The sequence below is a fragment of the Enterococcus sp. C76 genome, assembly GCF_040886985.1.
Taxonomy (GTDB): domain Bacteria; phylum Bacillota; class Bacilli; order Lactobacillales; family Enterococcaceae; genus Enterococcus_B; species Enterococcus_B lactis.
Genome location: NZ_JBFOEY010000094.1, coordinates 1 through 219, shown reverse-complemented (window position 1 = coordinate 219; position 219 = coordinate 1). Strand labels below are relative to the sequence as shown.

Annotated in this window: 1 protein-coding gene; it reads right to left on the bottom strand. The window is 38.8% G+C overall.

The genetic code is table 11. From position 1 onward, the window contains the following. On the bottom strand, positions 1-219 hold a 219-nt coding region (locus tag AB3I00_RS14895; protein ID WP_368025656.1), incomplete at both ends, for a hypothetical protein.

The window sequence follows — 219 nt, the reverse complement described above, 5'->3', positions numbered from 1 at the left end:
GTCTCTGCTTGTTCATCCATCAAAAAAGCAACAACTGCCACAACTTCATCCAATACATTCGTATCACAGCTATAGACTTCGCCTTCCATCACAGGAAATTCAATCGTTTGATACCCAAATTGTCCTAATTCTTCATGTAATTGGTGATCATAAAAGGAATACACCCCTGGTTTGGCCGTCACTTCTAAAGGGGTATAAATTTTATTTTGATTCACACGG